Source organism: Brevibacterium salitolerans, from assembly GCF_039531405.1.
Classification (GTDB): Bacteria; Actinomycetota; Actinomycetes; order Actinomycetales; family Brevibacteriaceae; genus Brevibacterium; species Brevibacterium salitolerans.
The window spans coordinates 1-26,020 of sequence record NZ_BAAAPZ010000018.1 but is presented as its reverse complement, the minus strand read 5'-3'; the positions used below and the strand labels follow the sequence as shown (position 1 = coordinate 26,020).

Genomic DNA, 26,020 nt, shown 5'->3' with positions numbered 1-26,020 from the left:
AGAGCCCGCGCCGTTCCAGTTCCGCGTTGGGGAAGAGGAAGCCGTCCGTGGTGATGAGCTCCACGCGCGGGGTGTCGGACCAGCGCGCGAGCATCTCGCGCAGCAGGCGGGCGGTGGTCGATTTGCCCACGGCCACGGATCCGGCGACGCCGATGACGAACGGCGTGCGCTCCGGCGCCGGCTCGAAGCCCTCGTTGCGCAGCGGGGAGAGGAACTCGCGGGTGACCTCGTGCTTGGCCCCGCGCGCGGCGGAGTAGAGGTTGAGCAGGCGGGAGAGGGGCAGGTAGATCGTCTCCACCTCCTCCAGGTCGATGCGCTCGCCGAGGCCGCGCAGCCGCTGGATGTCATCGAAGGTGAGCGGCAGCTCCGTGGAGTCGGAGAGCCGCGCCCACTGCTCGCGGGTGAAGTGCCAGTACGGGGAGGCGGCGCTGTCCGCGTCCGTCTTGCGGCGGGGCCGGAGCCCGGCCAGACGGCGGACGGAATCGGAGACCTGCGAGGCATGCTCAGTCGAAGCCATGCCGATGATTCTCTCATGTGACGTCCATTGCACCCGGGCGCGAGGGGCTGCGGTGAGACGGCGGGGTTCTGTCAGAATCACAGGGTGATCGCATCGTGACCGCCCAGCCGCCGGACGAACCGGCAGACAGCTCCGGCGCAACCGGCCCGGACTCCCCTCACTCCTCCGACGGTTCCGGGAACCCAGCCGGCCCGGACGCAGCCGCCCGTCCGGACTCACCTCGGTCCGCCCGCCGCCGGGGCCTCCGCCGGTTTTCCCTGCGCGGAATGTTCGCGGACACGCGGCCTTTGCAGTACGGACACTTCCGCCGGCTCTGGACCGCGAACATCATCACCGCGATCGGCGCTCAGCTCACCATCGTGGCGGTGCCGGCGCAGATCTACTCCATGACGGAGTCCTCGGCGATGGTGGGCCTCACCGGTGTGTTCGGCCTCGTGCCGCTCGTGGTGTTCGGCCTGTGGGGCGGGGCGATGGCGGATGCGATGGACCGCCGGAAGCTCCTCATGGTCACGACCACGGGGCTCATCGCCACCGCCGCACTGTTCTGGCTCCAGGCCGCGCTGGGACTGGAGAACGTCTGGCTGCTGCTCGTGATCTTCGCCCTCCAGCAGGCGTTCTTCGGCCTCAATCAGCCGGTGCGCACCGCGATCCTGCCCAAGATCGTGCCCATGCGCCTGCTGCCGTCCGCCACCTCGCTCAACATGACGGTCGTGATGGCGGGTGCGATCGTCGGCCCGCTCGCAGGCGGCGCGCTCATCCCGGTCATGGGCTTCGCCTGGCTCTACCTCGCGGACACCGTCTTCCTCTTCGCCACCCTCTACGCCGTGGTGCGCCTGCCCTCGCTCGTGCCGGACAACGCGCTCGGCTCGCCGGGGCTCCGGAGCGTCATCGACGGCTTCCGCTACCTCGCGATCCACCCCGTGCTGCTCATGAGCTTCGTCGTGGACCTCATCGCCATGATCTTCGGCATGCCGCGCATCCTCTTCCCGCAGATCGCGCACGAGGGATTCGGCGGACCCGTGGACGGCGGCATCGTCTACGCCCTCCTCTTCGCCGCGATCCCCGCGGGCACCGTGCTGGGAGGGATCTTCTCCGGCTGGGTCTCCCGGGTGCGCAGGCAGGGGCTGGCCGTGGTGAATGCGATCATCGTCTGGGGTGCGGCGGTGACGTTCTTCGGCATCGCGGTGGGCCTTGCGCAGCGTGCACGGGAGCATGCAGGAGCCCCGGGAGCCTCGGCACGGGCCGGTGCCGAGGCCGGCTCAGGCTCCGCCGCCGAGGCCGGCTCGTCCGCCGCCGCAGGTGCGGGCCTCCTGGGCCCGGACGGCGGTGCGCTGCTCACCGGTCCCGTGCTCGTCCTCCTCGTCCTCGCGCTGCTCATGCTGGTGGTGGGAGGCGCCGCGGACATGGCCTCGGCGGCGTTCCGGACCACCATGCTGCAGGAGGCCGCGAGCGACGAGGTGCGCGGCCGCCTCCAGGGCGTCTTCATCGTCGTGGTGGCGGGAGGCCCGCGGCTCGCGGACATCCTCCACGGCTGGGCGGCGGACGGCGTGGGCACCGTATGGGCGACCTCGGGAGGAGGGGTCCTCGTGATCGTGGGCGTGGTGCTCGCATGCCTGCTGGTCCCCGCCTTCCACCGCTACCGCGTGGAGAGGTGACGAACGGCGCATCGCTGCGCGTGCCGCATGCACCCCGCGCGGAGGCGCGCCGGTTAGACTCTTCCGCATGTGTGGAATCGTCGGATATGTCTCCTCGGTCGCCCCCACCGCGGCCGATCACCTCGCCACCGATGTCCTGCTGCAGGGACTCGGCCGGCTCGAGTACCGCGGATACGATTCCGCCGGCATCGCGGTGGTCACCGGCGACGGTGACCTCGCCTCGGAGAAGCGGGCGGGCAAGCTCGCGAACCTCACGGGGGCCATCGAGGCCAATCCCCTCCCCGCGGCGCAGACGGGCATCGGCCACACCCGGTGGGCCACCCACGGCGGTCCCACGGACGGCAACGCCCACCCGCATCTGGCGGACGGCGGGAAGCTCGCCCTCATCCACAACGGGATCATCGAGAACTTCGCGCAGCTGAAGGCGGAGCTCGCGGCCGACGGCGTGGAGTTCGCCTCGGAGACGGACACCGAGGTCGCCGCCCACCAGCTCGCCAAGAACTACCGCGCCGCCGGTGACCTCACGGAGGCCATGCGGCTGACGGTGGGCCAGCTCGAGGGTGCCTTCACCCTCCTCGCCGTCCACGCGGATGCGCCCGGCACCGTCGTCGCCGCCCGTCTGAACTCCCCGCTGGTGATCGGTCTGGGCGAGGGCGAGAACTTCCTCGGCTCGGACGTCGCGGCGTTCATCGACCACACGCGCAAGGCGGTGGAGATCGGGCAGAACCAGATCGTCACCATCACCCCGGACTCCGTCGAGATCATCGACGCAGACGGCGAGGCCGTGCTGGGCGAGCCCTTCGAGATCGACTGGGATCCCGCCACGGCGGAGAAGGGCGGCTTCGCCTCCTTCATGGACAAGGAGATCCACGACCAGCCGCAGGCGGTCGCGGACACCCTGCTGGGCCGGTTCGATCCGGCCGGAAACCTGCAGCTGTCCGAGATGAACATCGACGAATCGCTGCTGAAGTCCATCGACAAGATCGTCGTGATCGCCTGCGGCACTGCCGCCTATGCGGGTCAGGTGGCCCGCTACGCGATCGAGCACTGGTGCCGCATCCCCACGGAGGTGGAGCTCGCCCACGAGTTCCGCTACCGGGATCCGGTGGTGAATGAGAAGACCCTCGTCGTGGCGGTCTCGCAGTCCGGCGAGACGATGGACACGCTCATGGCCGTGCGCCACGCCCGCGAGCAGGGTGCCAAGGTCATCGCGATCTGCAACACCTACGGCTCCACCATCCCGCGGGAGTCCGACGGCGTCCTCTACACCCACGCGGGCCCGGAGATCGCAGTGGCCTCGACCAAGGCGTTCCTCTCGCAGGTCGTCGCCTGCTACCTGCTGGGCCTCTACCTCGCCCAGCTGCGCGGCAACAAGTTCCGCGACGAGATCCAGGTGATCCTGAACGAGCTGCAGACCATCCCGGAGAAGATCGAGCGGATCCTCACGGAGATCAAGCCCCGCGTGGGCGAGTTCGCGCGCGAGCACCAGGATGAGCAGTCCGTGCTGTTCCTGGGCCGCCACGTGGGCTACCCGGTGGCGATGGAAGGTGCGCTCAAGCTCAAGGAGCTCGCCTACATCCATGCGGAGGGCTTCGCCGCCGGTGAGCTCAAGCACGGTCCCATCGCGCTCATCGACTCCGGGCAGATGGTCTTCATCGTGGTCCCGTCCTCGCGCGGGCGGGACTCGCTGCACGCCAAGGTCGTCTCCAACATCCAGGAGGTGCGCGCCCGCGGGGCCAACACCGTCGTGATCGCGGAGGAGGGAGACACGGAGGTGGAGCAGTACGCCTCGGAGGTCTTCTACGTGCCGCAGACCTTCACGCTGCTCGCGCCGCTGCTCACCACCGTGCCGCTGCAGATCTTCGCCATGGACCTCGCGACGGCCAAGGGCCTGGACGTGGACCAGCCGCGCAACCTCGCCAAGTCCGTCACCGTCGAGTGAGCTGAGCGCCGGCCCGCCGACGGCAGGACGAGACCGCCGCCCGTCTCCCTCGTGGAGGCGGGCGGCGGACGTATCGAGAGGAGAGTCGCATGGCCATCATCGGGGTGGGCGTGGACATCGCGGACGTCCCGCGCTTCGCCGAACACATCGAGCGCGTCCCGGAGCTGCTGGACCGGCTGCTCACACCGGCGGAGCAGCTGCGGAAGAACGGGCGGCGGCGGTCTGCGGAGTCCCTCGCCGCACGCTTCTCCGCCAAGGAGGCGCTGGTCAAGGCACTCCAGCTGCCGCAGATCATCCCCTGGCACGAGGCCGAGGTGGTCTCCGCCTTCTCCGGCGCGCCCAGCTTCCGGCTCACGGGCTGGGTGCGCGAGCACTTCCGGCAGAAGGGCGCCGAGCGGGTGCATCTGTCCATCACCCACGACGGTGACCGGACGGTGACGTTCGTGGTGGTGGAGGGGCCGGACTCCGCGGCGTCCATCGTGCCCTCCGTGGACCAGCCCGCGCCCCTGCTGCCGGGCTCGCCCGAGGCGCTCGCGGAGCTGAAAGTTCACCGTGAGAAAGCCCTGGCCTCCCGGGAGGCCAGGCGTGCGGAGAGGGAGGCCGCCCGGCGGGCGGAGTGAGGCGGAATGCCGGGCGAGGCGGCCCTCTGGCCGGTTCGGCATGCCCTGCACGGTGAGGTGCGGCGCGCTCCGCGGAGAGGCGCTGAGGATGCGGTGAGCACGCCGTATCTGTGACGTGAGGCACGGCGCAGGCGTATGGTTCTTCACCGGTGGCTCGAAAGTCCGCGCGCACCCTCTGCAGCGGACGGTCGGGGCACCGTTTCGCTGACAACCGAAAGAGGACCTCATGCGCATCGGAAACGAGGGGCACTCGCCCCGCACAGCGCCCGCAGGAGCGGCGCAGAGCAGCGCCGGCTCCCAGCTGAGCAGCGGGCTCAAATCCCGCCACGTCACCATGATCTCGATCGCCGGTGTGATCGGCGCGGGGCTCTTCGTGGGCTCCGCCAATGCGATCGCCCTCGCCGGCCCCGCCGTGCTGCTCGCCTACCTCACCGCCGGCCTGCTCGTGGTGCTCGTCATGCGGATGCTGGGCGAGATGGCCGCGGCCACCCCGGACTCCGGTTCGTTCTCCGTCTACGCAGAGCGCAGCATCGGGCGCTGGGCCGGATTCAGCATCGGCTGGCTCTACTGGTGGTTCTGGGTCCTCGTCATCCCCCTCGAGGCGATCGCGGCGGGCATCATCCTCAACAGCTGGGTGCCGGGAGTCCCGCCCTGGGTCTGGGCGCTGGCGATCACCGTGGGGCTCACCGTCACCAACCTCGTGAGCGTGGGCAACTACGGTGAGTTCGAGTTCTGGTTCGCCCTGCTCAAGGTGGCCGCGATCATCGGCTTCATCGGGCTCGGCCTGCTGGCGGTGCTCGGTCTGCTCCCCGGCGGCGGTGCCTCCGGCGTGGAGCGGCTGACCTCCGAGGGAGGCTTCTTCCCCAACGGCGTGGGAGCCGTGCCCGCCGCGATGCTCACCACGATGTTCACCTTCATGGGCACGGAGATCGTCACCATCGCCGCTGCGGAGTCGAAGAACCCCGCCAAGGAGATCCGGAAGGCGACCAACTCCGTCATCTGGAGGATCGGCATCTTCTACATCGCCTCGATCTTCATCGTCGTGTCGCTGGTGCCGTGGAACTCGTCGCGGCTGGGCGAGGTCGGCTCCTTCCAGGCCGCACTCGAGGCCATGGGCGTGCCCTATGCCAAGGGCATCATCGACGTGGTGATCCTCGTGGCGGTCGCCTCCTGCCTCAACTCGGCGCTCTACACCGCCTCGCGGATGATGTTCTCCCTGGCCAAGCGCGGAGACGCCCCGGAGTCGCTCGGCACCGTCAACGGGCAGGGCGTGCCCGTGCGCGCCGTGCTCCTCTCGACGGCCGTGGGCTTCATCGCGACGATCTTCAACTACATCGCCCCCGATCAGGTGTTCAGCACGCTGCTGGCCAGCTCCGGCGCCATCGCGCTGCTGGTGTACCTCGTCATCGCGGTCTCGCAGCTGCGGATGCGGGGGAAGCTCGTGGCCAGCGGCATGCCGATGCCGGTGCGCATGTGGGCCTTCCCCTATCTCACCTGGGCGGTGGTCATCTTCATCCCGGTGGTGCTCATCTACATGGCCGTCGCCTCGGACCTCAAGCTCGAGCTCTACTCGACGGCGGTGATCGCTGCGGTGGTGGTGACAGTGGGTCTGATCGTCGGCAGGCGCTCCGCCCGCCGCGATGCCCTGCTGGGCTCCACGGCGAACTCGCGCTCAGGCCTCGTCTGATCACTCCGCCCAGCCATCTGCGCACGGATGGCTGGGCGGAGTGATCAGTCCAGAAGCGCAGGAGCCCGCCGCCGAGGCCGGCCCCGGGGCACTGCCACGGCTCCCTCAGGGCCGGTGGGAGCGGAGGTCCCAGAAGAGACCGGCCATGATGCCCATGGCCTCCCGGGCCAGCGGGGCGAGCATGTGCTCGTCCGGGGCGTGCTGGGCGCAGCCTGGGTGCGAGTGCGGGATCCACACCGTGGGCAGCCCCAGCACATCGGAGAACGCCCCGTTCGGGATGGTGCCTGCCAGGTTCGGCACCAGTGAGGCCTCGGCCCCGGTGGTGGCGGCGATGGAGTCCATCGCCAGCCGGGCCCAGGGGCTCTCGGGGCTGAGCCGGGTGGCGTCCATGCCGCCGCGGTCCTCCACCTGCACACGGTCGAAGCCGCGCGCCTCCAGGTGCCGGCGCACCGCCGGGACGACCTCGGCCGGAGCGGTGGAGCCGCGGACGTAGCGGAACTGCAGATCCGCATGGGCCGTCCCGGGAATCGCACCCACCGGGCTGAGCGGGTCGCCGCAGAGGAAGTCGAGCACCTCGAGCGTGTTCCAGGCGAAGAGCCTCTCGGCCGGCGAGAGCCCGGGCTCTCCCCAGCCCTCGCTGAGGGCGGGATCGCCGGGGTCCGTCCCCACCTCGAGCGCGGCACAGGCACGGCGCACCGCAGGATCGATGCCGGTGGGCCGGAGCTCCTCGACCAGGAGCCTCCCGCGTGCGTCCGTGAGCGAGGCCAGGGCGCCGGCGAGGATCGTCCCCGCATTGGACAGCACACCGCCCCAGTTGCCCGAGTGGTAGGAGCGCTCCCTCTCATCCACGCGCAGCCGCAGCAGCGTGGTGCCGCGCGAACCGAGGAAGACGGTGGGGGACTCCGCGGAGATGCGAGGGCCGTCGGAGGCGAGGAGGACATCGGCGGCGAGCGTCTCCCGGTGGGCTGCGCAGAACTCGCTGAGGCCGGGCGAGCCGGTCTCCTCCCCGGATTCGACGAGCACCTTCACGCTGTAGCCCAGGCGTCCTTCGGAGAGGGCGAGGACCTCCTCCAGCGCTGCGAAGTTGATGGTGTGCTGCCCTTTGTTGTCTGCGGAGCCGCGTCCGTACCAGCGCCCGCCCCGCTCGGTGAGGGTCCAGGGGTCGAGGCCGTCGCTCCACTTCTCCGTCTGCGGCGGCTGCACGTCCGCATGCCCGTACATGAGGACCGTGAAGGCGGCGCCCTCCTCGATCCTCTCCGCGATGAGGAAGGGGTGCCGGGGCGAGACCGGGTTCTCATACCGCCTGCACTCGAAGCCCAGTGCCGTGAGGGAGGCGCCCAGTTCGCCGTCGAGGTAGTCGCGGAGGGTCGCCGCGGCCCCGGGGTCGGTGCTGACGGTCCGATGCGAGACGCGCCGGGCGAGTTGGGCGAAGAGCGCGCCGGAGTCCGCGCGGGCATGTGCGGCGGCGACTGCGTCTGCACGGCTGGGGGACTGGTCTGTCATGGAAGCTGCCTTTCGGAGGAGGGGAGCGGGTCGGAACGGGTGTGAGTGGAACGGGTGGGGCCGGGGCAGTCGAGGGGCTGCGGTCAGTCGAGGTGGAAACCCACCCCCGGACCGATGGGGACGCCCAGCCAGTAGAACACCAGGAAGAGGACGGTCTGTGCGAGGAAGACCCCGATCGCGTACGGCACAGTGGCGGAGAGGACGTTCCCGAGCCCCTGCTTCCTGTCCCATTCGCGCATGAAGCCGAGGATCACGATCATGTACGGCATGAGAGGCGTGACCATCGACGTCGAGGAGTCGCCGATCCGGTAGGCCATCTGCACGGCAGCGGGGTGGAAGCCCAGCTGCATGAACATGGGTACGAAGATGGGGGCGAGGATCGCCCACAGTCCGGTGCCGCTGGTGATGAGCAGCGTGATGAGCGCGGAGATGACCGTCACGCCCACGAGCACGCCGATGCCGGTGGCACCGATGTCCACGAGGAACTCGGCACCGTTCACGGACACCCAGAGGCCGATGTTTGACCAGTTGAAATAGGCACTGAACTGCGAGATGACGAAGATGACGACGAGGAAGAAGCGCATCCCTCCGATGGCCTCCGCGAAGTGCTCGACCACCTGTCGACCGGAGGAGAGCGTGCGCGAGCCGAAGCCGTACGCGAGAGCGACGAGCGTGAAGAAGACGAGGAGGATCGGCACGACTCCGGAGAGCAGGGGCGAGGGCACGAGGCCGCCGTCCTCGTTCTGCAGGGGCGAGTCGGGCATGAGCGCTGCGACTGCCACCGTTGCGATGTAGAGCACCGCGGCGGTCCCGGCCCACCGGAGTCCGCGCTTCTCGCCCGGCTTCAGCGCCTCCGCCTCGGCGGTGTGGTCGCCGGCGTACTCCCCGAACCGGGGCTCGACGATCCAGCGTGTGATCGACCCGCCCACGAGGGTGCACAGGATCGCCGCCGCCACCATGAAGAAGTAGTTGTCGACGGCTGTCACCACGGGACCCTCGCCGATGATCGCGACCGCTTCGTTGGTGATCCCCGCGAGCATCGGCTCCATCGTGGTGATGAGGAAGCCGGAGCCGTAGCCGCTCGATGAGCCCGCGAAGGCTGAGACGATCCCCACCAGGGGATTGCGGCCCAGCGTGCGGTAGATGATGGCTGCGAGTGGCGGCATGATGAGGAATGCGGCATCGGCGGCGATTGTCGCGGCATTGGCGACCAGGAACACGGCATAGGGCAGCAGCCACGCAGGCATGCCGAGCATGACGGCGCGGATGAGGGTGCCCAGCAGGCCGATCCGGTCGGCCAGTCCGATGCCCAGCATGATGGTCAGCACGGTGCCGACAGGCGCAAAGCCCACGAAGTTGGAGACGGTGTCCTCGAGGATGAATACCAGCCCGTCGCCGCTGAGCAGGCTCCTCACGGGCACATCCTCCCCGGTGTCCGGGTGGATCACGGAGACCCCGGCGGCGGAGAGAGCAGCGGAGACGACGGCGATGAGCAGGATGAGCCAGAGGAAGATGATCATGGGCTCGGGCAGCTTGTTTCCCACCCACTCGATGGAGTTGAGGAATCTGCTACGTCGTTGATCTGAGGGCATGGAAGTGCTCACGAAGGTCTCCGATGACTGGTGACGCCCTCTGGGAACCGGAGGCAGAGAGCGTCGGGCTGTCCGGGATGCAGGGTAGGTGACTGAGGTACTGGCGATAATCTACTGACGGAAATACTGTTCTGGTGATGCAGGGCACAGCCGATTGCGCACAGGTCCGTTGCTTTTCAGGCACGGCCAATACCCTGCCCAGATTGCAGGTCTGTGCGTGAGCGGTGCGTGCACGGAGGGAGGGGCATGGTGGGCGAGGACCTCGTGCCGGCGGAGCTCGTCTACTTCCGGGAGGTGGCGGAAGCGGATTCCATCAGTGCTGCCGCCCGGAGGCTGCGGGTCAACGCCTCGGCGGTCAGCCGGCAGATCGCCAAGCTCGAACGGTCACTGGGGGTGCAGCTCTTCGTCCGTCGGCGGCAGGGGATGGAGCTCACCGCTCAGGGCTTCCGCCTGCTCACCCATGTGCGGCGGGCGAGGATCGAGGCGCAGGCTCTGCGCGCGGATCTCGCACGGTCCGCTCCGGAGAGCCGCCGGCTGCAGGTGGTCTGCTCCGACGGATTCGTGGGGCCGGTGGTCGCGCACGCGGCTGCGGCCATGCGGCAGCGGCGTCCTGAGGTGCGTATGGAGGTCGCCGTGGCCTCCAGCGACGATGTGGTGCGGGCGGTGCGGGAAGCGCGAGCGGACATCGGCGCCTGTTTCGCCACCGGCCCCACTCCGGGAGTGTGCGTGGAGTATGTGCTGCAGGTGGACATGTATGCCGTCGTCCCCGACGGTCACCCGGTGGCTGCACGGTCGGCTCTGACTCTGGGAGAGGCGCTCGCGCATCCCTATGCGCTCCTCGCCGGTCAGAGCTCACAGCGTGATCTGCTGGCCGCCGCTGCCCGCGAGCGCGGCCTCGGCCTCGATCCCGTCTTCGAAGCGGAGAGCAGCGCTGCGCTCCTGGACTTCGTACGCGCCGGAGGCGGCCTCGCCTTCCTCTCGCCGGTGGGCTCGCGGCCGGCAGGAGGGGACGGGACGAGGTTCGTCCGCCTCGGCGATGCGGGCCTGGGCCGACGCAGCGCCCAGATCCACACTCCCTCCGACAGCGCGCCGGATGCGATCCGCGCGGAGTTCCTCAGCCTTCTCGTGGCGCAGCTGCGGAGGGGGGAGGCGGACACGGCCCGCTGAGGGCCTGTTGTCCAGGGGAGGAGCGCTCAGACCTCGTCGCCGGCCGTGATCGCCTGGGCCTCGGCCTCGGCGTTCATGTGCGGGCGGGAGAGGTGGCTCAGGTGCTTGCGGCCCACGATCAGGACGATGATCGCGATGAGCACCGCAGCCGCGCCGAACCAGTAGGGCCCCGGGGTGCCCAGCCAGGCGGCGATGCTGCCGGAGACCGCCGGCGCGACCGCGCCGCCCAGGAAGCGGACGGCCGAGTAGGTCGAGGACGCCACCTGGCGGGGGAGATCGGTGGCCTCCATGACGGCTTCGGTGAGCGCGGTGTTGAGGACGCCCAGGAAGAAGCCGGCGACGATGACGGTCACCGTCAGCCCCGTGACCGAGGAGGAGAAGGCGCCGAGTGAGAGCTCGCAGACCACCAGCAGGCCCAGCATCGTGAAGAGCGTGGGGAGCAGGCCCAGCCTGCGGGTGAGGACCGGGGCGACGAACACGGACGAGAGCGCCAGCATGAGGCCCCAGCCGAAGAAGACGAGGCCCAGCTCATGGGCGCCGAACTCCATGCCCTGCGCCGCGGCGGCGGACTCGAGCGGGTACGGAGAGTAGGCGAGCAGCGTGAAGAAGCCGTAGTTGTAGGCGAGGGCGGCGATGCCGAAGGTCAGCAGGGCCGGGTTCCCCAGCGCGCGGAAGCCTGCGGTGAGCCTGACCGGCTCCGGGCGCGCCATGCCGGTGCGGAGCATGGCGACGATGGCGATGAGGCCCACGGCCATGAGCGCGGCGGTGCCGAAGAAGGGGGCGCGCCAGGAGACGCTGCCCAGGACCCCGCCGAGCAGCGGGCCCACGGCCATGCCCACGCCGATGGCCGCCTCGTAGAGGATGATCGCGGACGCGCTGCCGCCGCTGGCCGCGCCGACGATGGCGGCGAGCGCGGTGGAGATGAAGAGCGCGTTGCCCAGGCCCCAGCCCGCGCGGAAGCCGATGATCTCACCGACGGTTCCGGAGGCTCCGGCGAATGCCGCGAAGGCCACGATCAGCACGAGGCCGACGATGAGGGTGGTGCGCACGCCCAGCCGGCTGGCGATGAAGCCGGTGAAGAACATCCCGAGCGAGGTGATGAGCAGGTAGCTGGTGAACAGCAGCATCGTCTGGCCGGGGGTGGCATTCAGGTCGTGACTGATCGCAGGGAGGATCGGGTCGACGAGGCCGATCCCCATGAAGGACACGACGCAGGCGAAGGCGATCGCCCACACCGCCGGCGGCTGGTGGAGGACTGAGCCCTCCTTGTGCGGCTTCGTGCTCTTCGTGCTGCCGGTGCTCGCCGTGCCTTGATCCGCAGCCATGCCGCTCTTCGCGCCGGCGCGGGCCGGCGCTTCTGTCTGTGCTGTCATCGTGGGCGTCGGAGCTCCTCTGTGGTTGTCGTCTGTGTGGATCGTGTCCGCCCCCGCCGTGCGGGCGGTGCCGGGCCGCTGCCGCGCCGGGTGATTCACCGGCTGCGCAGCTGTTCCGTGAGCTGGTCCAGCAGCTCCGCGGCGCGGGTGAGCGCCGCGAGGTCCTCCGCGGGGAGGGCCTCGATGAGCGGTGCCGCGGAATCCGCCGTCCGCAGCCGGAACGCGGTGAGTTCCGCGCTGCCGGCGGGGGTGAGCGTCACCACCGCCGCGCGCGCATCGTCCGGATCCGGCTCCCGCGTCACGAGGCCGGCGTTCGCCAGGCTGTTGACCGCGCTGGTCATGGACGGCTGGGCGATGCCCTCCCGCTGTGCGAGCTCGCCGATCCGCAGGCCGCCCTCCTTCTTGAGGTTGGACAGCGTGCGCATCGCCACGAGGGAGAAGCCGCGGGTCACGCCGCGTGAAGCGGTCCGTGCGAAGCCGCTCCCGCCGACGATGAGTCGCGCTGCGAGCTCCTGTGCGGTGTCCTTGGGCATGTCCAACATCGTAGATCTATATAGATTGCCTATGCAATTTTCCGGCATGGCTCCTTCCTCACACCGTCGTCTCGGATATGGCAGGGAACCCGCCGGACCGGCCGGAGCGGATTAGCCTGGGCGCATGAGCAGCACAGAGCGCACGGAGAACACAGAGCACACGGCGACCGCGGTACACACGGACGGCTCCCACGGCACCTCGGCACCGCATCTGCCCGCCCCGGCCGATGCCACGGCGGTCCTGCCGCGGCTGCAGGCTCTGCGGCGCTCACTGCACCGGGAGGCGGAGGTGGGCCTCGACCTGCCGGGCACGCAGCGCAAGGTGCTCGAGGAGCTCTCCGGCCTGGATCTGGAGATCACCACCGGCAGCGGGCTGAGCAGCATCGTCGCCGTGCTCCGCGGCGGGAGGCGGGCGGAGTCCCACCAGGCGGTGCTGCTGCGCGGGGACATGGACGCACTGCCGGTGACGGAGGCCACCGGCTTCTCCTTCGCCTCCGAGCGCGGCACCATGCACGCCTGCGGCCACGACCTCCACACCGCGGGCCTCGTAGGGGCGGCGCACCTGCTGCACGGCGTGCGGGACGCGCTCGCCGGCGATGTCGTCTTCATGTTCCAGCCCGGTGAGGAGGGCTGGGACGGTGCGGGGAAGATGCTCGAGGAGGGTGTGCTCGACGCCGCCGGGGTGCCGGTGGTGGGCGCCTACGGCCTGCACGTCTCCGCCGACCAGCCGCTGGGGCACGCCTACACCCGCGAGGGCTCCTACATGGCGGCGTTCTCCGCGATGGACGTCACCGTCCGCGGTCGCGGGGGCCACGCCTCCCGGCCGGAGGACGCGCTAGATCCCATCGAGGCCGGCGCCGCTCTCATCGGCCAGCTGCAGGAGTACCTGTCCCGCTCCTTCAACGCCTTCGACCCCGTGGTGCTCACGGTGGGCAGCTTCCACGGCGGCACCGCGACCAACGTCATCCCGGACACCGCGGAGCTCTCCATCAGCGTCCGCACCTTCTCTCCGGAGGCCACCGCCCGGTGCGCGGAGGAGCTGCCCCGGTTCGCGGAGCGGTTCCTGGGGGCGCACGGGCTGGGCGCGGACGTCACCTTCGACACGCGCCTGCCGGCCACCGTGAATGACGACGCCGAGGCCCGGTTCTACCTGCAGACGTTCGCGGACCTCTTCGGCGGGGACCGGGCGCACGCCGTGCCGCACCCGCGTGCCGGGTCCGAGGACTTCTCCCGGGTGCTGGCCCGCGTCTCGGGCGCGTACGGGCACGTGGGAGCGGCGATGCCGGGCACGGACCCCGCGGAGCAGGAGGTCAACCATTCGCCTCGGGCCCAGCACTCCGACGAGGGGCTGGGCGGCAACGCGCTCTTCCTCGCCCACCTCGCCGCGCGTCGGCTCGAGCGTGCGGCAGCCGATGCTGCGCAGGTGCCTGGAGCTGCCGGGCCGGCAGAGGGCCGGCCGGCCGAGGGGCGCTGACATGCCCCTCCCCGCATACTCGGCCGCCGCGATCCGTGCCGCTGAGAGACCCCTGCTCGAGGCCGGCAGAGGCGAGGCGCTCATGCGCACCGCTGCCGCCGGGCTGGCCTCCGTGTGCCGGGAGGTGCTGCGCAATGGCCTCCCGGACCGCGGCGGGCGGGGGCGCGGGAGTCTCTCGGCTTGGGTCGGCGGGGTCGCCGGCGCGCGGGTGGCGGTCCTGGCCGGACCGGGGAACAACGGCGGTGACGCCCTCTTCGCGGCCGCGGATCTCGCCTCCCGCGGAGCGCAGGTGCGCGTGCTCGCACCTCTGGGACGGCTCCACGCACAGGCGACCGCGGCGGCGGTGCGGGCAGGAGTGCGGTTCGAGGCGTCTCCGAGCGCGGGTGCCGAGGCGTATCCGGACGCGCGAGCCGAGGCTCACAGGGATGCGGGTGCCGAGGTGCGGCCGGACGCTCTGTGCGTCCTCCTCGAGGCGGACCTCGTCATCGACGGCCTGCTGGGCACCGGCGCGCGTCTGCCGCTGCGCGAGCCGCTGGCCGGTCTACTGGGCAGGTGGCAGGACCAGCGGGACCAGGAAGGCCGGCGGAAGCAGGAGAGCCGGCGGGAGCATGCTCAGCGGGAGCAGAGGGCGCGGCGGCAGCTCGTCGTTGCCGTGGACATGCCCACCGGCGTGGACGCGACCACGGGGGAGTGCGATCCCCGGCATGTGCGCGCGGACGTGACGGTGACGTTCGGCGGTGCGAAGGCCGGCCAGTTCCTGCCCGGCGGGGCCGAGGCCTGTGGCCGGGTGGACGTCGTGGACATCGGGCTGGACCTCCCGGCCGCGGAGGACCCAGAGGCCTGGGTGCTCGAGGATGCGGACCTGCGCGACTGGCCGCTGCCCGGCCCCCGCGACCACAAATACACCCGCGGCGTGCTCGGCGTCATCGCCGGGTCCGCGCGGTATCCGGGGGCGGGTGTCCTCACCTCGCGTGCCGCACTTGCCGCCGGAGTGGGCATGGTGCGGGTGCTGGGTGCCCGCGCCGTCCAGGACGCGGTGCTCGCATCCGCCCCGGAATGCGTCACCGCGCCCGGCCGCGTCCAGGCCTGGGCGATGGGCCCCGGCGCCCCGGAGCCGCAGGACTACAGGGAGTTCCTCATGGAGGCGGTGGGCGCGGGGACGCCGCTCGTGCTCGACGCGGGCGCGCTGGAGATCGTCCCCGCACTCGTCCGGGCCGCGCACGGCGCACCCCCGCTGCCGCCGGGCTCCGTCCTCACGCCGCACGCCGGGGAGCTGGCCCGGCTGCTGAGTGCGCTCCCGGCGGAGGACGGCGTCGCCGGCGGTCCGGTTGACGCCGAGGCTGCGGGCCCCACCCGCGCGCAGGTCGAGGCCCATCCCGCTCGGTGGGCGCGAGAGGCGGCGCGGCGCGTGGGTGCCGTCGTCCTCCTCAAGGGAGGGCGGACGCTCATCGCCCAGCCGTCCGGCGTCCTCTGGGCGCCCAGTCCCGGGCCCGCCCTGCTCGCCACGGCGGGCAGCGGGGACGTGCTCGCCGGTCTCGTCGGCGCCGCGCTCGCAACCGGCAACACTACGGCCCCGGGTGCGGACGGACCCGCGGCCCCGGGCGCAGAAGGCGCTGCCGGCTGTGCCGACGGCAGCCCTGCCGCCCGCGGCTCCGCGACGCCGACCGCCACCGCAACACCGGCCGGCACCGCAACACCGTCCGGCACCTCGGTGCCCGCTGCAGAGGACCCGCACGCCCGGGCCGCGCACCTGGCGGCGCTGGCCGTGCTCCTCCACAATCGGGCCGGGAGGCGCGCCACACATGCGTCCGCCCAGATCAGGGAGGTGGAAGGCGTGATGGTGGGCCTGGCCGGACAGGCCTCGGCGGCGGGAATGCCCGCGGGCGGTGCCACGCCGTAGAATCCGAGCGGACCCGCCCGCCGGCACTCCGGCCATCCGAACCACCGCAGCCCCCACGCTCGAACCCGAGGAGCCTTCCATGAGCGCATCCGCCCCCTCCGTCCTCCGCGCGCGCATCGATGCGCGGGCTCTCACGGAGAACGTGCGGGCACTGCGGGCGCAGGTGGGGCAGCGGCGGCTCATGTGCGTGGTGAAGGCCGACGCCTACGGTCACGGCCTCGCGCAGACGGTGCCGGCGCTGCTGCGCGGCGGGGTGAGGGACCTGGGCGCGGCCACTCTCGCGGAGGCGCTCGAGGTCCACACGCTGCTGCTGGACCTGCAGTCCGCGGTCGGAACGCCGGGCGCCCGGCAGCAGCCCGAGGCCGGCGATGAAGAGCCCAGCGAGACCCTGCCGGCCGCGGGCGATGTGCGCATCCTCTTCTGGCTGCACGACTCCCGCACGGACCTCGCTCCGGCCCTGCGTGCGGACATCGAGGTGGGCTGCTCCACGGCGGAGGGCGTGCGGCGCGCCGCCGAGGCCGCCGGCCGCACCGGGGTGCCGGCCCGGGTGCACCTCAAGGTGGACACGGGTCTGGGCCGCGGCGGGTTCACCGCCGCGCAGTTCTCCGCCCTGCTCTCCGAGCTGCGGGGCTGGACGAGCACGGAGGCCGAGCACCTGCGCATCACCGGCCTCATGACACACCTCGCCAACGCGGACGTCCCAGGGGACCCTGCCACGGCGGAGCAGGTGGCGGAGTTCCGTGCCCGGCAGCGTGAGCTCACGGCCTTCCTGGACTCGGTGGGCGGAGCGCTGGGCGATCCCGAGGCGCTGGAGACCCACCTCGCGAACTCACCGGGTGCGCTGGGCGGAGAGGAGATCGGCGGCACGATGGTCCGCGTGGGACTGTCCACCTACGGTCTCAGTCCCTTCGAGGACCGCACCGCGGCGGATCTGGGCCTGCGCCCTGCCATGTCTCTCGTCTCCCGAGTGCTCACCGTCAAGGAGGTGCCGGCGGGGCACGGGGCCTCCTACGGCCTCACCTACCGCGCGCCCGCGGACACCCGGTTCGCCCTGGTGGCCGGCGGCTACGCCGATGGCCTCCCGCGCGGAGCCTCCGGCCGCGCACAGGTGACGATCCGGGGGCGGCGGTTCCCCGTGGTGGGCCGCATCGCGATGGATCAGATGGTCGTGGACGTGGGGGACGCGCCGGTGGAGACCGGAGACGCGGTCGTGATCCTCGGCGACGGGCGCACCGGCCCGAGCGCCGAGGAGTGGGGTGAATGGGCCGGCACCATCAACTACGAGATCGTCGCGCGGGTGGGGCCGCGGGTGGACCGTGAGGTGGCGAGCGGGCCGCTCCCCGAGCCGGCAGACGCGAACGCGGCGATCGACGCTTCCCGTCTGCGGATCCGCCCGGATGAGGACGTCTCTGCGGGCGAATCCGCAGACGGGAACGAATCTGCCGATGCCTCCCGTCTGCGGGCAGATCCCGTTCGCCTGCGCATCGCGGACCGCGAGGGCATGGCCGCCTTCGCCTCCGGGCTGGCCGCCGTGCTGCGGGCCGGGGACGTCGTCGTCCTCACGGGCAACCTGGGCGCGGGCAAGACGACGCTCACCCAGTTCCTCGGCAGGGCGCTGGACGTGCGCGGCCGGGTCTCCTCACCCACCTTCACGATCGCCCGCGAACACCCCGCCCGAGGTGCGGGCCCGGGCCTTGTGCACGTCGACGCCTACCGGCTCACGGGAGCCGAGGAGTTCGAGGATCTGGGGCTCGACGCAGCCCTGGACGAGTCCGTCACGGTGGTGGAGTGGGGCCGCGGCATGGCTGAGTCGCTCGGAGACCACCTCGACATCGAGATCCTGCGGACAGGAGCGCTGGGCGCAGCGGACGCGGAAGTGACCGGAGTGGGCGCGCCGGAGGCCGACGACGGCCTGGAGACTGAGCTCACCGGTGCCGAGCGCAGCGGCGATGTGCCGGCCGGAGAGGCACACAGCACAGCGGGAGGCGCGGCCGAGCCTGCCGGCGATGCACTGGACGATGCCCTCGGCGGATCGGAGGGCGAGGACCGCGGCCCGGCAGAGGACGGAGCCGAGGACGAGGAGCGGATCGTGGTCATCCACCCCGTCGGCCCCGCCTGGGAGGAGAGGGGAGAGAGCCTCCGCGGCCTCGTGCGGGCATTCCCGTCCGCATCCGCGCACGGGGCACCTGCTCAGCCCGCTCCGACAGTGCACGCACCCACCCACCAGGAAGGGGACCGGCCATGATCGTCCTCGCACTCGACACCTCGGCGGCGGCGACCGCGGCGCTGGTCGACGGGGAGGAGCTTCTCGCCGAACGCACGGAGTTCTCGTCCCGGAAGCACGTGGAGTTCATGGGGCCGGCGCTGAAGGAGCTGCTGGCGGCCGGACCCGCGCCCGAGGCGGTGGTGGTGGGCATCGGACCCGGTCCCTTCACCGGTCTGCGGGCCGGGATCGCCGCGGGCACCGGAGCCGCCCTGGGACTGGGGGTGCCGCTGTACGGAGTGGTGAGCCACGACGCGCTCGCGCTGCGGAGTCTCGTGGACGTGCAGCCGGGGGGCCGCGGCCATGACGCCGTGCCCGGCGCAGCCACCGCCGTGGGTGCGGTGCCCACGGTCGTCGCCACTGACGCGCGCCGGAAGGAGGTCTACGTGAGCGCCTATTCCGGCCTGGACGCGGACGGACTGCCGGTGCGCACCGCGGGGCCCCAGGTGCTCGCGCCCGCCGCGCTGGCCGCCGAGCTGCCGTCCGCGGCCGGTGTGAGGCGAGTGGGCCGCGGCTTCGCGCTCTACGCCGAGATGCTGGGGGCACCGGACCTCACCGAGGTTGCCGCGCTGGAGCCGACCGCGGAGTGGCTGGGCCGCTGGGCCGGGCGTGCGCTCGCCGCCGGCCGCACCCTGCCGGGCACGGAGCCGCTGTATCTGCGGGACCCGGACGCCAAGCCCGCCGACCGCCGCGCCACCCTGCTCGCATGAGCGCCGGCGCGTCCGTCGATCACGTCTCGCCTCCCGCGGTCGTGCTGCGCAGGATGCGGTGGTGGGACGTCGCCGAGGTGGCGGAGCTGGACTCCCGGCTGTTCGGCCGGGACGCGTGGTCGCCCGCCTTCTTCTGGTCGCAGCTCGCGGCTCCGGGGGCGCACTTCGTCGTCGCAGCGCAGGGCGCGGACATCCTCGGGTTCGTGGGAGTGAGCGTCTCCGGCCCGCAGGCGGACGTCATGACGATCGGCACGGCCCCGCGGGCACAGGGGCAGGGGATCGGCCGGCGTCTGCTCACGCACGCGGCCGACCACGCGCGGGCCAGGAGTGCGGAAGCTCTCTACCTCGACGTGGCCGAGGGCAATGCGGCGGCACTGGGGCTCTACGCCTCCGCGGGATTCGCGGAGATCGGCCGTCGCCGCGGCTACTACGCGGAAGCGGACGCGATCCTCATGCGCGCCTTCCTCTGAGCGCCCTGCCAGTCTCCTGCAAGCTATCGACAAACCGCTCATATCGATTGTTTTTCGATAGGTTATTGCCCATTCTCGATGCATGAGCGAATCCGAGCACCTCCTTCCCGCCGAACCTTCGGACACCGCGCGGTCACGTGCGGCGGTGTGGACTCTGCGCGCACTGCTGCTGGTCCTCTTCGCGATCTTCGTCGTCGTGGAGGTGAGCGCGCTCTCCGGGGACCTCGTGGAGCGCGTCGACATCACCCGCGCGGTCGAGGGGATCGAGACGACCGCCCTCACGGTGACGGTGGTGGTGAGCCTGTGCGTGCAGGTCGTCATCGTGTGCATCTGGAGGCTGCTGGGCTTCGTCACCCGCGGTGAGATCTTCAGTGCGCAAGCGCGCATCTGGGTCGACGCCATCGTCGTGGTGGTGGGCGGCGCCTGCCTCTTCCTGCTGGCGGTGCTCGTCCTCGCGCTCGCGGACGGCCGCGATCCGGTCTGGCCCGTGGTGCTGGGTCTCGCCGCCACCTTCACGGCCGTCTGCGCGCTGCTCATGGTCGTCATGCGTGCTCTGCTGCGCAGGGCCACCGAACTGCGGACGGACATGGAGGCGGTGGTCTGAATGGCCGTCATCGTGCGCATCGACGTCGAGCTGGCCAAGCGGAAGATGAGCGTGGGGGAGTTCGCGGAGCGGGTGGGGATCACCCCCGCCAACGTCGCGGTCCTGAAGAACGGGCGAGCCAAGGCGATCCGCTTCACCACGCTGGACGCGATCTGCCGGGTGCTGGAGTGCCAGCCGGGCGACATCCTCGAGTGGGTGGAGGACTGATGGGCGAGCATCGTGAGCTCAGCGCCGGAGAGGGAATGAGCCGCGCTGCGACGGGTCGCGTCGAGACCGGCGGAGACCCGCCCGCGCGCATCGACACGGACGTGCTGGTGGTGGGCGCCGGCCTCGCCGGTCTGCGGGTGGCCCGAGAGCTGAGCGCACGCGGGCACGCCGTCCTCCTGTGCGACAGACGGGCGGACCTGGGCGCCTCGATCAGGACCACCGGCATCTTCGTGCGGCGGACGCTGGACGACTTCGATCTGCCGGAGACCCGGCTGGGTCCCGCGATCCGGCGCGTGCATCTGTATCCGCCGGCCTCGGGCGCGGGCCCGGCCGCTCCGCTGGAACTGGTGAGCGACCGCGACGAGTACCGGGTGGGCGACATGTCCGGGCTCTACCTGGACGAGCTGGACCGGGCGCGTGCGGCGGGTGTGCGAGTGCTGCTGCGGACCCGGTTCACGGGGCGCACGGACGGCGGGTACCTCCTCGCCCGAGGCCCCGAGCGGCTGCGCGTGCGCGCCCGCTTCCTCGTGGGCGCGGACGGAGCGCGTTCCCGCGTGGCCCGCGAGCTGGGACTCGACCGGAACACACAGCTGCTGGTGGGCGCGGAGGACGTGAGCCCCGTGCGCGCGGCCTCGGCGGAGCCCGTCTTCCACTGCGTCCTCGATCCCGTCCTCGCGCCGGGGTATCTGGCCTGGGTGGTCGACGACGGCGAGCACCTGCACGTGGGCACTGCCGGCTACTCCGCGCGCTTCCCCGGAGGTGCGCGCCGCGCTCTGGAGCGGTTCAGGGCGCAGGCGCCGGGACTCAGGGCAGAGGACCGCGAGCCTGCCGACGTGGAACGCCGCGGCGGTCCCATCCCGGTGGGCGGTCTGCTCCGGAGGATCAGCTCTCCGGCCGGCCTGCTCGTGGGTGACGCCGCCGGTGCCGTCTCCCCGCTCACGGCCGGTGGTCTCGATCCGTGTCTGCGGCTCTCCGACTACGCCGTGGACTGCCTCGACGACGCGCTGCGTGCCAGCGATCCCGGCATGCTGGCGCATTACGACGGCGTGTTCCTGCGGAGGAAGTTCGCCGGCCGTGTGGCGATGCGGCAGATGCTGGCCCTCGTGCGGCACCGCAGCGTCATGCGGGTGGGCTTCGCCGCGCTGCGCACACCTGCGGGGGAGGCGCTCGCGCGGCGGATCATGTTCGCGGACCGCTCGTTCCCGGACACGCCCGCGGTGCCGGCCTCCGCGCTCTCCTCCTCCCTGCCCGGATCCTCCGCACCGCCTCTAGACTGGGTGCATGGCTGAGGACACCGTGGACGCATCGCTCATCGAATGGGAGGACGGTGTCGACCTCGTACTCGGCATCTCCGTGGACAGGACTCCGGCCCAGATCTGGCCGCATCTCACGGATCCGCGCCTCGTGGACGTGTGGTTCGCGGGCTTCGACCGGGACGCGGACGGCCCCGGCGAGGGCGACACCCTGCGCTTCACGTTCGACGACGAGCCCGTTCCCGGCGAGCTCCTGTCCGTGCGTTCGCCGGAGGACGACCCGGAGGAGGCCCACATCCTCGTGGAGATCGACGGGATCGGCCGGTTGGGCGTCACGCTGCGCGGTGAGGCTGGCGGCGGGGCGGACGGTGAGGAGACCGGCAGCGTCTCCACCCGCATCTCGCTCGCGCACACGATCGCGGATCCGGACACGGAACCGGACGTCATCCGCACGGTGGTGGAGCAGGTGGGTCCCGTCTGGGAGACGCATCTGCGGCTCCTCGCGGCCGAACTCGCGCACGAGGCCGGCGACGCCTCCGCCTCGTTCGACGTGCCGGAGGCGGACCTCATGGCCCGCTACGCGGATCTCGCCGCGGAGCTCGGATGACCGCCGGCCCCCTCGTCCTCGGCATCGAGACCTCCTGCGACGAGACCGGCGTGGGCATCGCCCGCGGCACCACCCTGCTCACCAACACCGTGGCCTCCTCGATGGAGGAGCACGTCCGGTTCGGCGGAGTGGTGCCGGAGGTCGCCTCGCGCGCCCACGTGCATGCCATCGGCCCCATGATCGAGCAGGCGCTCGCGGACGCGCAGGTCTCGCTCTCCGACCTCGATGCGCTCGCCGTCACCGCAGGGCCGGGGCTCTCCGGTGCGCTCATGGTGGGCGCGGCCGCGGCGAAGGGCCTCGCGGCGGCCACGGGTCTGCCGCTGTACGGCATCAACCACCTCGCCGCCCATGTCGCCGTCGACCTCGTGGCGCCGGACTCGCCGGGGCTGGTCACTCCCACCATCGCGCTGCTGGTCTCCGGCGGGCACACGGAGATCCTGCGGATCGGCGACATCGTCGAGGACGTGGAGCTCCTGGGCGCCACGATCGACGACGCCGCGGGTGAGGCCTTCGACAAGACCGCCCGCCTCCTGGGCCTCGACTATCCGGGCGGCCCCAACATCTCCAAGGCTGCGGCAGGGCTGCTCGACGGCACGGGGGTGCCCGGCGATCCGCAGGCCGTGCGCTTCCCCCGTGGCCTGGCGACGAAGAAGGACCTCCGGGACCCGGAGCGCCGCTACTCGTTCTCGTTCTCCGGCCTCAAGACGGCCGCCCTCCGCACCATCACCGCTGCCGAGGCAGAACTCGCCCGGAGCGCCGAACCCGCGGGCACGGCGCCGACCCCGGCCCCGGCCTCGGGCGCAGCCCCGGCTTCCTCTCCCAACGGAAGTTACGTCTGCGTACCGGCCGTGCAGGGCGGCCGCTACGCAGACGTAACTTCCAGCGGAGCGGGAGCGGGAGCGGCTTCCGCAGGGGCAGAGGCGCGGGGTGAGCGCGGGCCTCTGCGGCTGGCCGATGTCGCCGCATCCTTCGAGGAGGCCGTGGTGGACGTGCTCGTGAAGAAGACGCTGCTGGCCTGCGCGGACACGGGCATCGACCACGTCCTCCTGGGCGGGGGCGTGGCGGCGAACGCACGGCTGCGGGAGAAGCTCGCCGAGGCCTGTGCGCGGCGCGGTGTGACGCTGCGGGTGCCGCCGCTGAGCCTGTGCACGGACAACGGCGCGATGGTTGCGGCGCTGGGAGCGGAGATCGTCTCCCGGGGGCTGGCGCCGTCGGACATGGGGTTCGGGGTGCTGTCGTCATTGGAGGTGGAGGATGTCCTCGTCTGAGAGCGAGCGCGGATCAGGGAGCGAGCACGGGCCCGAGGGTGTGAGCGGGTCGGAGCGTCGACGTTCTCCTGCGCGTGAGGTGGGGAATGAGAGCCCGCCTGAGCGCGGGGACCTCGATCCGGAGCTGCGCGCTCATCTGCGGGCGCGCAGACGGGCCGGCGACGGCTGGGTGGAGACGCCCAGAGGGAAGTTCTGGGGACTGTTCGGAGCGGCCGGCCTGCTCATCCACGACCCTGACCGCGGCGTCCTGCTGCAGCATCGCGTCCACTGGTCTGCGCACGGCGGCACATGGGGGATCCCCGGCGGGGCCATCGATGCAGGGGAGACCCCGCTCACCGGTGCCATCCGCGAATGCCACGAGGAGGCGGCGGTGCCGAGGTTGGACGGCGCGGACATCCGCTTGCTTGACTCTCATGTGGTGGACATGGAGGGGTGGACGTACACCACGGTGGTGGCGCGCGCCCTGGAGCCCCTGGAGGAGCGCATCAACGATATCGAGTCCGTGGAGCTGCGCTGGGTGCCGCTGGACGACGTCACCGACTATCCGCTCCACCCTGGCTTCGCCTCCGCGTGGCCCGCACTGCGGGCGGTACTGGAGGACGTCTGAGCGGGTGGACCCGGCCTCCGCGCCGAGGGAGGGGAACCCTGTTCTCCGTGCTCCTCCGCGAGTAGTCTCGGACCATGAGTGAGAGCACAGCTGCACCTCAGCCCTGGGACGAGTCCGGCGTCGAGCGGATCCTGGTGGTCGTCGCGCATCCGGACGACGCGGAGTACGGGACCTCCGCCGCGGTCGCGGAGTGGACGGCACGCGGTATCGAGGTCGCATATCTGCTGCTCACCGCGGGGGAGGCCGGCATGCAGCGGCCGCCGGAGGAGGCCGGACCGCTGCGTGCGCAGGAGCAGAGGCGCGCCGGTGAGGCGGTGGGGCTCGCGCGGCTGACGATCCTCGACTTCCCCGACGGCATGGTGGAGTACGGGCTGCCGCTGAGACGCGCGATCGCCCGTGAGATCCGCACGTTCCGGCCGGATGCGGTGGTCACCGGCTCCGGTGAGCTGTTCGTCGGATGGGGCATCGACCACGCCGATCACCGGGCCGTGGGGCTTGCCGCGATCGACGCGGTGCGGGACGCGGACAACCGCTGGGTCTTCCCCGAGCTCCTCGCAGAGGAGGCCCTGGAACCCTGGGGCACCACGTGGCTGCTGCTGACCGGCCGGGAGCCCAACGTCTGCGTTCCGGTGGGGGAGGAGGCGGTGGCCGCCGCCGTGGCGTCGCTGGAGGCGCACGAGGCGTATCTCGCGGATCTGCCGTGGCACCCGGCACCGGCCGACTTCATCCCGGAGATGCTGGAGCAGACCGGCCGCGCGGCGGGAGTGCCGCACGCGGCGGGCTTCGACGCGCATCGCCTCCGGCAGTGAACACAGGGCCGCACCCGTCCGGCGGGGCAGCCGCCCTCACCCGAGGAAGTCCGGCAGCAGGCGCTCGGCGCTGCGGTAGGTCTTGGCCTTCAGCACCTCACCTCCCAGGAACCGATCGATGACTCGCGGGTCCACATAGGAGTTCCGCGCGATCGCCCGGGTGTTGCACAGGAAGGCGGCGACCTCGTCCAGTGCCGCATTCACCTCCCTCTTCCGTCGCGTCTGCGAGGCCGCGGGGTCGTGCCGCCTCGCCAGAGCGCGGGCGGCCCGGACGGTCGCGTGCCAGGTGCGGAAGTCCTTCGCCGTCATCTCGACGCCGGTGACCTCCTGGAGGAACGTGTTGACCTGGGCGGCGCCGAGTTCGTGCCACCCCTCGTCGTCACGCCAGCGCAGCGCGGGCTCGTCTGCCGGCCCCAGCACATCGGCCAGGGCTGCGGCGAGATCCTGGTCGCGGGCCTTGAGCTCCACGTGCTGGTGCGATTTGCCGGGGAAGCTCAGGCGCACCCGTTTGTGAGAGACCTGTACGTGCTCGGCTCGCAGCGTCGTGAGCCCGTAGGAGCCGTTGGCCTCGGCATACTCCTCGTTGCCCACCCGGATCCCGAAGGTGTCGAGCATGCGGAAGGCGATCGCCGAGGCGTGCTCCAGGTCATCGCGGCGGCTGCGCAGGAGGGTGGTGACCGTGCGTCGCGCGGTGGGCAGGGCAGGACCCACCTGCAGCACTCGGGTGAACTTCTTCCGCGCTTGCTTCGCGTGCCAGGCCGGGTGGTAGAGGTACTGGCGGCGACCGGCGTCGTCGGTTCCTGCCGCCTGGATGTGGCCGCGCGGGTCGGGGCAGATCCAGACGTCGCGCCAGGCCGGCGGGATCGCCAGGGAGCGGAGGCGGGCACGCTCGTCCGGGTCCGTGATCGTGGAACCGTCCGGCGCTGTGAAGGAGTACCCGCTGCCGCGGCGGCGGCGCGTGATCCCCGGAGCATGCGGATCGCTGCGCCGCAGTCGTCCGGCGCTTCGCCGCGAGGAAGTGGACATGCATCGATGATAGACAAGGTGTCTTGAATCTGTGCATGGTCTCGGCAAGCTTGCGACGAGTGCCCTGGGGGCGTGTGTGCGCCTCGCCCTGTCGGCGGCGTAGGGAGAGCTGAGCGCTACTGGCCGGTGGCGTCCATCTCCAGGGGGTCTGCTGCGCGGATAGGTGACATCGGAGATGGCGTACCTGGGGGCACCTGGATGGATGACGTCACCAAGGAGTTCCGCGACGACGT

General features: G+C 71.5%; 23 protein-coding genes. 17 read left to right on the top strand and 6 right to left on the bottom strand.

What is annotated here, in order from left to right:
- A partial coding sequence (locus tag ABD240_RS15055; RefSeq protein WP_425547046.1) for a type I pantothenate kinase occupies positions 1–517 on the bottom strand: 517 nt, incomplete at its 3' end.
- Positions 518–783: 266 nt separating this feature from the next.
- Here ABD240_RS15055 and ABD240_RS15050 point away from each other — a divergent pair.
- The 4 genes from ABD240_RS15050 to gabP all read left to right on the top strand — a co-directional run bounded on the left by ABD240_RS15050 (position 784) and on the right by gabP (position 6,421).
- The gene (locus ABD240_RS15050; protein WP_344338189.1) at positions 784–2,172 is read left to right on the top strand and encodes an MFS transporter; all 1,389 of its coding nucleotides are present in this window, start codon (positions 784–786) and stop codon (positions 2,170–2,172) included.
- Between the two features lie 67 nt (positions 2,173–2,239).
- Positions 2,240–4,114, top strand: a complete 1,875-nt coding sequence (gene glmS, locus ABD240_RS15045; RefSeq protein ID WP_344338187.1) for a glutamine--fructose-6-phosphate transaminase (isomerizing) — start codon at positions 2,240–2,242, stop codon at positions 4,112–4,114.
- A gap of 89 nt (positions 4,115–4,203) precedes the next feature.
- Positions 4,204–4,734: a holo-ACP synthase gene (locus ABD240_RS15040; RefSeq protein WP_344338185.1), complete on the top strand. Its 531-nt coding sequence runs from the start codon at positions 4,204–4,206 to the stop codon at positions 4,732–4,734.
- Between the two features lie 226 nt (positions 4,735–4,960).
- Complete coding sequence (gene gabP, locus ABD240_RS15035; protein WP_344338183.1) at positions 4,961–6,421, top strand: GABA permease; 1,461 nt, start codon at positions 4,961–4,963, stop codon at positions 6,419–6,421.
- 105 nt (positions 6,422–6,526) lie between these two features.
- Here the strand turns inward: gabP and ABD240_RS15030 are convergent, their stop codons facing one another.
- Positions 6,527–7,924 (bottom strand): M20 family metallopeptidase, encoded by a 1,398-nt coding sequence (locus tag ABD240_RS15030; protein WP_344338181.1) that lies wholly within the window; start codon positions 7,922–7,924, stop codon positions 6,527–6,529.
- 83 nt (positions 7,925–8,007) lie between these two features.
- Positions 8,008–9,516 carry an AbgT family transporter gene (locus ABD240_RS15025; RefSeq protein WP_344338179.1) on the bottom strand — a complete coding sequence of 503 codons (1,509 nt, stop codon included), beginning with the start codon at positions 9,514–9,516 and terminating at the stop codon, positions 8,008–8,010.
- Positions 9,517–9,762: 246 nt separating this feature from the next.
- Here ABD240_RS15025 and ABD240_RS15020 point away from each other — a divergent pair, with 246 nt between their 5' ends.
- Positions 9,763–10,683, top strand: coding sequence for a LysR family transcriptional regulator (locus ABD240_RS15020; protein ID WP_344338177.1), 921 nt, complete (start codon positions 9,763–9,765; stop codon positions 10,681–10,683).
- Positions 10,684–10,709: 26 nt separating this feature from the next.
- On the opposite strand, the gene ABD240_RS15015 is transcribed toward ABD240_RS15020, so the two are convergent.
- Together ABD240_RS15015 and ABD240_RS15010 are read right to left on the bottom strand one after the other, a co-directional pair.
- Complete coding sequence (locus ABD240_RS15015; protein ID WP_344338175.1) at positions 10,710–12,056, bottom strand: MFS transporter; 1,347 nt, start codon at positions 12,054–12,056, stop codon at positions 10,710–10,712.
- 95 nt (positions 12,057–12,151) lie between these two features.
- Positions 12,152–12,589, bottom strand: coding sequence for a MarR family winged helix-turn-helix transcriptional regulator (locus tag ABD240_RS15010; RefSeq protein WP_291796374.1), 438 nt, complete (start codon positions 12,587–12,589; stop codon positions 12,152–12,154).
- A 124-nt stretch (positions 12,590–12,713) separates the two neighbouring features.
- Here ABD240_RS15010 and ABD240_RS15005 point away from each other — a divergent pair, with 124 nt between their 5' ends.
- The 12 genes from ABD240_RS15005 to ABD240_RS14950 all read left to right on the top strand — a co-directional run bounded on the left by ABD240_RS15005 (position 12,714) and on the right by ABD240_RS14950 (position 24,761).
- Positions 12,714–14,063, top strand: a complete 1,350-nt coding sequence (locus ABD240_RS15005; RefSeq protein ID WP_344338172.1) for a M20 metallopeptidase family protein — start codon at positions 12,714–12,716, stop codon at positions 14,061–14,063.
- Between the two features lies 1 nt (position 14,064).
- On the top strand, positions 14,065–15,963 hold the full coding sequence (locus ABD240_RS15000) for a bifunctional ADP-dependent NAD(P)H-hydrate dehydratase/NAD(P)H-hydrate epimerase (RefSeq protein ID WP_344338170.1): 1,899 nt from the start codon (positions 14,065–14,067) through the stop codon (positions 15,961–15,963).
- Between the two features lie 79 nt (positions 15,964–16,042).
- A complete protein-coding gene (gene alr / locus ABD240_RS14995) occupies positions 16,043–18,208 on the top strand; it encodes an alanine racemase (protein WP_344338168.1) in 2,166 nt (721 codons plus the stop codon).
- Positions 18,205–18,936, top strand: coding sequence for a tRNA (adenosine(37)-N6)-threonylcarbamoyltransferase complex dimerization subunit type 1 TsaB (tsaB, locus tag ABD240_RS14990; RefSeq protein ID WP_291791828.1), 732 nt, complete (start codon positions 18,205–18,207; stop codon positions 18,934–18,936). Before alr ends, tsaB begins: the two co-directional genes overlap by 4 nt.
- Positions 18,933–19,406, top strand: a complete 474-nt coding sequence (gene rimI, locus ABD240_RS14985; RefSeq protein ID WP_291791830.1) for a ribosomal protein S18-alanine N-acetyltransferase — start codon at positions 18,933–18,935, stop codon at positions 19,404–19,406. The genes tsaB and rimI overlap by 4 nt, the downstream gene beginning before the upstream one ends.
- Positions 19,407–19,488: 82 nt before the next feature.
- Positions 19,489–20,010, top strand: coding sequence for a DUF2975 domain-containing protein (locus tag ABD240_RS14980; protein WP_291791831.1), 522 nt, complete (start codon positions 19,489–19,491; stop codon positions 20,008–20,010).
- Positions 20,011–20,217 (top strand): helix-turn-helix domain-containing protein, encoded by a 207-nt coding sequence (locus ABD240_RS14975; protein ID WP_291791832.1) that lies wholly within the window; start codon positions 20,011–20,013, stop codon positions 20,215–20,217.
- Positions 20,217–21,506 carry an FAD-dependent oxidoreductase gene (locus ABD240_RS14970; RefSeq protein WP_291791833.1) on the top strand — a complete coding sequence of 430 codons (1,290 nt, stop codon included), beginning with the start codon at positions 20,217–20,219 and terminating at the stop codon, positions 21,504–21,506. The genes ABD240_RS14975 and ABD240_RS14970 overlap by 1 nt, the downstream gene beginning before the upstream one ends.
- A complete protein-coding gene (locus ABD240_RS14965; protein WP_291791834.1) occupies positions 21,499–22,077 on the top strand; it encodes an SRPBCC family protein in 579 nt (192 codons plus the stop codon). The genes ABD240_RS14970 and ABD240_RS14965 overlap by 8 nt, the downstream gene beginning before the upstream one ends.
- Positions 22,074–23,345 (top strand): tRNA (adenosine(37)-N6)-threonylcarbamoyltransferase complex transferase subunit TsaD, encoded by a 1,272-nt coding sequence (locus ABD240_RS14960; RefSeq protein WP_344338164.1) that lies wholly within the window; start codon positions 22,074–22,076, stop codon positions 23,343–23,345. The genes ABD240_RS14965 and ABD240_RS14960 overlap by 4 nt, the downstream gene beginning before the upstream one ends.
- Complete coding sequence (locus tag ABD240_RS14955; RefSeq protein ID WP_344338162.1) at positions 23,332–23,952, top strand: NUDIX domain-containing protein; 621 nt, start codon at positions 23,332–23,334, stop codon at positions 23,950–23,952. The genes ABD240_RS14960 and ABD240_RS14955 overlap by 14 nt, the downstream gene beginning before the upstream one ends.
- A 74-nt stretch (positions 23,953–24,026) precedes the next feature.
- A complete protein-coding gene (locus ABD240_RS14950; RefSeq protein ID WP_344338160.1) occupies positions 24,027–24,761 on the top strand; it encodes a PIG-L deacetylase family protein in 735 nt (244 codons plus the stop codon).
- A 36-nt stretch (positions 24,762–24,797) separates the two neighbouring features.
- Here ABD240_RS14950 and ABD240_RS14945 read toward each other — a convergent pair whose 3' ends face one another.
- Positions 24,798–25,787, bottom strand: coding sequence for a DNA topoisomerase IB (locus ABD240_RS14945; protein ID WP_344338158.1), 990 nt, complete (start codon positions 25,785–25,787; stop codon positions 24,798–24,800).
- Positions 25,788–26,020 lie beyond the last annotated feature (233 nt).